Annotated in this window: 4 protein-coding genes; 2 read left to right on the top strand and 2 right to left on the bottom strand. The window is 46.8% G+C overall.

Features of this window, described 5'->3' with window-relative positions; all coding sequences use genetic code 11:
• On the bottom strand, positions 1-1474 hold a 1474-nt coding region (psaA, locus tag F6K20_RS23895), incomplete at its 3' end, for a photosystem I core protein PsaA (RefSeq protein WP_287296273.1).
• A 685-nt stretch (positions 1475-2159) separates the two neighbouring features.
• Between psaA and F6K20_RS23890 the strand changes: the two genes are divergently transcribed.
• Positions 2160-4097 carry a hypothetical protein gene (locus F6K20_RS23890; RefSeq protein ID WP_287296271.1) on the top strand — a complete coding sequence of 646 codons (1938 nt, stop codon included), beginning with the start codon at positions 2160-2162 and terminating at the stop codon, positions 4095-4097.
• Between the two features lie 104 nt (positions 4098-4201).
• Here the strand turns inward: F6K20_RS23890 and F6K20_RS23885 are convergent, their stop codons facing one another.
• Complete coding sequence (locus tag F6K20_RS23885; RefSeq protein WP_287264680.1) at positions 4202-4327, bottom strand: hypothetical protein; 126 nt, start codon at positions 4325-4327, stop codon at positions 4202-4204.
• 289 nt (positions 4328-4616) lie between these two features.
• Between F6K20_RS23885 and F6K20_RS23880 the strand changes: the two genes are divergently transcribed.
• Positions 4617-5027 (top strand): retropepsin-like aspartic protease family protein (locus tag F6K20_RS23880; RefSeq protein ID WP_287296269.1); only part of this gene is annotated, 411 nt, incomplete at its 3' end.

Below are 5027 nucleotides of genomic sequence, written 5' to 3'. Positions count from 1 at the left end.
TCAAAGCATTGGGAGCAGTTCCTCCCGGCGCTAGGTTGTGGATGTTTTGAATCCACTGGGCAAAGATTGGCTGTAGCTGAATCGCCGTATCAGAGAACATATCCTGAGGGCGACCCAAAGCGCGCATCGTATCGTTGTGAATGTAAAGACCAAAGGCATGGAAACCCAACCAGATACACACCCAGTTTAGGTGAGAGATAATGGCATCCCGGTGACGGATCACGCGGTCTAGTAGGTTGTTCACATTCTTGGCTGGGTCATAGTCCCGCACCATGAAAATAGCACCATGGGCTGCACCTCCTACAATACAGAAGGCACCAATCCACATATGGTGGGTGAATAGGCACAGCTGAGTACCATAGTCTGTGGCAAGGTACGGATACGGAGGCATCGCGTACATATGATGAGCCACAATTATGGTCAGGGAGCCTAGCATGGCTAGGTTAATGGCTAGCTGGGCATGCCAAGACGTAGTCAGGATTTCATAAAGACCTTTGTGTCCTTCGCCAGTGAACGGACCCTTATGAGCTTCTAGAATTTCCTTCATGCTATGACCAATACCCCAATTAGTACGGTACATGTGGCCAGCAATGATAAACAGGACTCCTAGAGCTAGGTGATGGTGAGCGGTATCTGACAACCACAATCCACCGGTTACTGGATTCAGACCACCATGGAAGGTGAGGAAGTCAGAGTAGACGCCCCAGTTCAGGGTGAAGAAGGGGGTTATGCCCTTAGCAAAACTGGGATAAAGATCTGCCATCAAGCCCTTATTTAATATGAACTCATGGGGCAGTGGAATCTCACTAGGAGCCACCCCAGAATCCAAGAGCTTGTTGATGGGCAAAGACACATGGATCTGGTGACCTGCCCAACCCAGGCAGCCGCAGCCCAGCAGCACTTGTAAGTGGTGGTTCATCATCGACTCCACGTTCTGGAACCATGACAGTTTCGGAGCCTTCTTGTGGTAGTGGAACCAGCCAGCAAATAGCATCAGGGCTGCCATTACCAGACCACCAATGGCTGTTACGTACAGTTGGGTGCTATTGGTGATACCGGAAGCACGCCACAGCTGGAAGAAACCAGAGGTGATTTGGATGCCGTGGAAGCCCCCACCAACATCCCCATTCAAAATGCCTTGACCAACAACGGGCCAAACCACTTGAGCACTGGGCTTAATACTAGTGGGATCACTCAGCCATGCCTCGTAGTTAGAAAAACGAGCACCATGGAAGTACATGCCGCTCAACCAGACAAAGACAACGGCTAGGTGACCGAAGTGTGCACTAAATATTTTGCGAGAAACGTCTTCTAAGTCACTGGTATGACTATCGAAATCATGAGCGTTAGCGTGAAGGTTCCAAATCCAAGTGGTGGTTTTGGGACCTCTCGCTAGGGTTCGATCAAAATGACCTGGCTTACCCCACTTCTCAAAGGAAGCTGGTACCGGGTCGTTATCGACCTCGAGTGGCATGAGGAATCTCCTCTCTAGACAAGGAACGACTAATACCCCTAGGGGAGTTTTATTTTTATGGATAAGAAAGCACTTTTTTAATCACTGCTTTCTAACCGAAGCAAGGACCTGTTCTGAATTTACGTCAAAACGGATACCTCCCTTAGAAGATAATAGGTCTTGCTTCAGGCGCTTTTTGAATTCAGTTAAAAATAGTTAACAATTTTTTGGATAATCGTTAACTATTCTCAATTAGCAGTATTAATAGGTATACCACTGTTTGTGTCTAAGCCGCCATCACAACAAATCAAAACTAACTATAGAAAAATTCAATGATAATTTTTTCAAAATGTTAAAAAATGTAAATAAATGCTAAATATTTTTTGAAAAAAGTGTCCCCGATCTAGACGGACGACCCTCAAGGGTTGAAGGTGTAGGGGTATGGTTGATAGAGAAGCGGAAGATTTATAGAAAAGCGGAACACTTGGAAGAGCGGTGGGACCCAGGCTAGGTAACCTTGCCAAGGAAATGCGCACCAAGAGGGGGAAAGTTAGAACAGACTTGATCATCCTGCCAATAGGCAACCCCAACGCTCATAGACCAACACCTAAAGACAAGGAGCAAGACTAGAGGTCAACCTGTAAGTTAAGATTAAAGGCTGGTGATCAAAGGAGATGGCTTGTTGGGTAGGAACAGCCAGATAATCATGGTGAAAAGACTTTTTTTCTTCCTAATCACAACGATTTTAGTTTGGGGTCTGGTGGCCTGCGGTAGCGATCGCATCAAGACATCGAAGCGGTTTGGCATCGATGCCAGCTCCCAAACCAACCAAGTTAATCAGTTATCAGAAGTAGGGCCACCCCTAGCTATTCAAGAGCTTAGTCAGAGCCTAGAGGCTTACCAGCCTCAAGTCATCATTGTCAGACCTGGTGATGACATGGTGCTTGAAGATACAACAGTATCAGTGAAATTTCAGGTTCAGGACTTGCCAATTTTCCAAGATCCCGATCTAGGTATAGGTCCTCATCTGAACGTCATCCTGGACAACCAACCTTACCAAGCCATCTATGACCTAGACCAACTTCTAATCCTAGAGGATTTATCCCCTGGCACCCATACCCTGCGGGCATTTGCCTCTCGCCCCTGGGATGAGAGCTTCAAAAATCAAGGTGCCTATGCCCAGACCACATTTCATATCTTTACTAAAACTGACGACAACAACCCAGATCCAGCGCTGCCACTCCTAACTTACAACGTTCCAAAAGGCGACTACGGAGCAGAGCCGATTCTGCTGGACTTCTATTTGACGAATACCCCCTTGAGTAATACCCCTCTCCAGCTAGTGGCTCAAGACAATCTAGATGATGATAGTGTTGATTGGCAGATTCGGGTTACTGTGAACGGTCAAAGTTTCCTACTCGACCGTTGGGAATCGATTTATCTGACAGGGTTTAAAGAGGGCAAAAACTGGGTAGAGTTAGAGTTTCTCGATGGACAGGGCAACCCAGTCAAGAATGTTTTCAACAACACAGTACAGGTGATTAACTACCAGCCTAACGGTGAAGACACCCTTTCCCACCTAGTATTGGGTCAACTCTCGGCTGAGCAAGCTGGTGGTATTGTAGACCCCAACTATCAGCCACCGGCAACCCCAATACCTGTACCAGAAGAGACACCAGCTCCGAGTCCATCATTGACTACTTCGCCTACAGTAGAGCCAACACCAATACCCTCGGTTGTTCCGATAGTTGAAGAACCTCTCACCTCTGAACCGACCTCCTTAGAACAAGAAACTACAGAAGAAGACACTACACCACCAGGGGAATTAGCACCCACTGAAACAGAGCAAATACCAGAACTAGAGGAATCTGTAACACCCAGTGAACTACCAATAACTCTGGAGGAACCAACTCCTGAGGTTGAGTCCAACCTACCTGAGGTGGAAACAACTTTGGAAGCAGAAGAGCTAGTTCCTGCCAGTGAAACCCCAGCACCAGTTGAGGAAGCAACTACTGGGGCTGAATCAGTAACCCCTCTACCTGAACCGTCAAAAAAGGCAAAATTAAACATCTGGAGTCGCTTTGGCAGTTTCTTCGGACGTTCCGCTGTCACCCCTAGCCCCTCACCTGAAGCGCCAGAGAAACTCGACATTACATCAGAGAAACCTGTGGTAGCTCCAAAGGAATCTGAGTCCACTACTGTTGTTGAGGAGATCTCGGAAGAAGCGGTAGTAGAGACCGGGGAGTCTGAGTCCACTACTGTGGTCGAAGATAGTTATGAACAAAAGGCGGTAGCACCAAGGGAATCTGAGTCCACTACTGTTGTTGATGAGATATTGGAAGAAGCGGTAGTAGAGACCGGGGAGTCTGAGTCCACTACTGTGGTCGAAGATAGTTATGAACAAAAGGCGGTAGCACCAAGGGAATATAAATTCACTACTGTGGTCGAGGAAATATCGGAACAACAGGCAGTAGAGACCGGGGAGTCTGAGTCCACTACTGTGGTCGAAGATAGTTATGAACAAAAGGCGGTAGCACCAAGGGAATATCAATCCACTACTGTGGTCGAGGAAATATCGGAACAACAGGCAGTAGAGACCGAAGAGTCTGAGTCCACCAATGTGGCAGAAGATAGTTCTGAATAACCGATAGTGGCCACACTTGAGTGCGATCGCACTATCACAATAGACAGTTAGCCCATTGCTAGCTCAACTGTTTGAGCACTAAAGGCGATCGCTTTTAGCGTGGCCTACGGCCAATCGCGTAGCGTGCGCCAATGGGCAATCCCTGACCTAGTGGGGATTGCTGGCCGATGGTCGATGTGCAGCTGGCGCTGACTCCCCTGTTCCCTTGCTGCATCGATTTCAGTACTCAAATCGATTGTTATGACTTCCTTTATTAAGTTTTTTTGTAATAGTGCCAGCTATCAGCATAACTCCCCAAACTTTTCCCGATAACGAGCCAACAACGATTCCCTATCTGCTAATTGATTTATTACCGATTAGCTATTATTAAAGTGTATCTATAAACTCTCTCTAAGAGTAGTGTTGGTTTAAGAGTTTCCCTGGGTAATCTAGGATTAGGCGATAAGTCCAGAGTCAGCCTTCATCCTTAATCCTTCCTAAAAGTTTGTACTAATCAAAATACTGGAGTAGATAAATCAGGTGAAACCCTATTTACCAATCCAACTATTAACAACATTATTTGTAATCACAACCAGCACCCTGACTCCTGCTGTTTCTAAGGCTCAAATCGATTTACCCTGTTTCATGCGGGATGCCAATGGCAATCTGATTGACCTTGGCAAACTTTGTGGCATATCAAAGCAAAACAGTTCAGGAGTGATTACAATCCCGATCAAACGCCGAGTCTATAACACTCCTGTGATTGATGTCACTTTTAATGGTAAACGAACCTTTGAAATGGTGGTTGATACAGGAGCATCCGTCGTGACAATTACCCCAAAAATGGCAAAAGCTTTGGGATTGAAACCAGAAGGAACTGCCACGATGGATACAGCTAATGGTACAGTTGATGTACCCCTGGGTCGCTTGGCCTCAGCTGCCGCAGGAGGA

It is taken from the genome of Moorena sp. SIO2C4, from assembly GCF_010672485.1.
Classification (GTDB): domain Bacteria; phylum Cyanobacteriota; class Cyanobacteriia; order Cyanobacteriales; family Coleofasciculaceae; genus Moorena; species Moorena producens.
This window is presented reverse-complemented; position numbering and strand designations above follow the sequence as displayed.

What these genes read in the sequence shown, in the direction of transcription:
- F6K20_RS23890 (WP_287296271.1), top strand. Translation starts at nt 2,160, where the DNA reads ATGGTGAAAAGACTTTTTTTCTTCCTAATCACAACGATTTTAGTTTGG.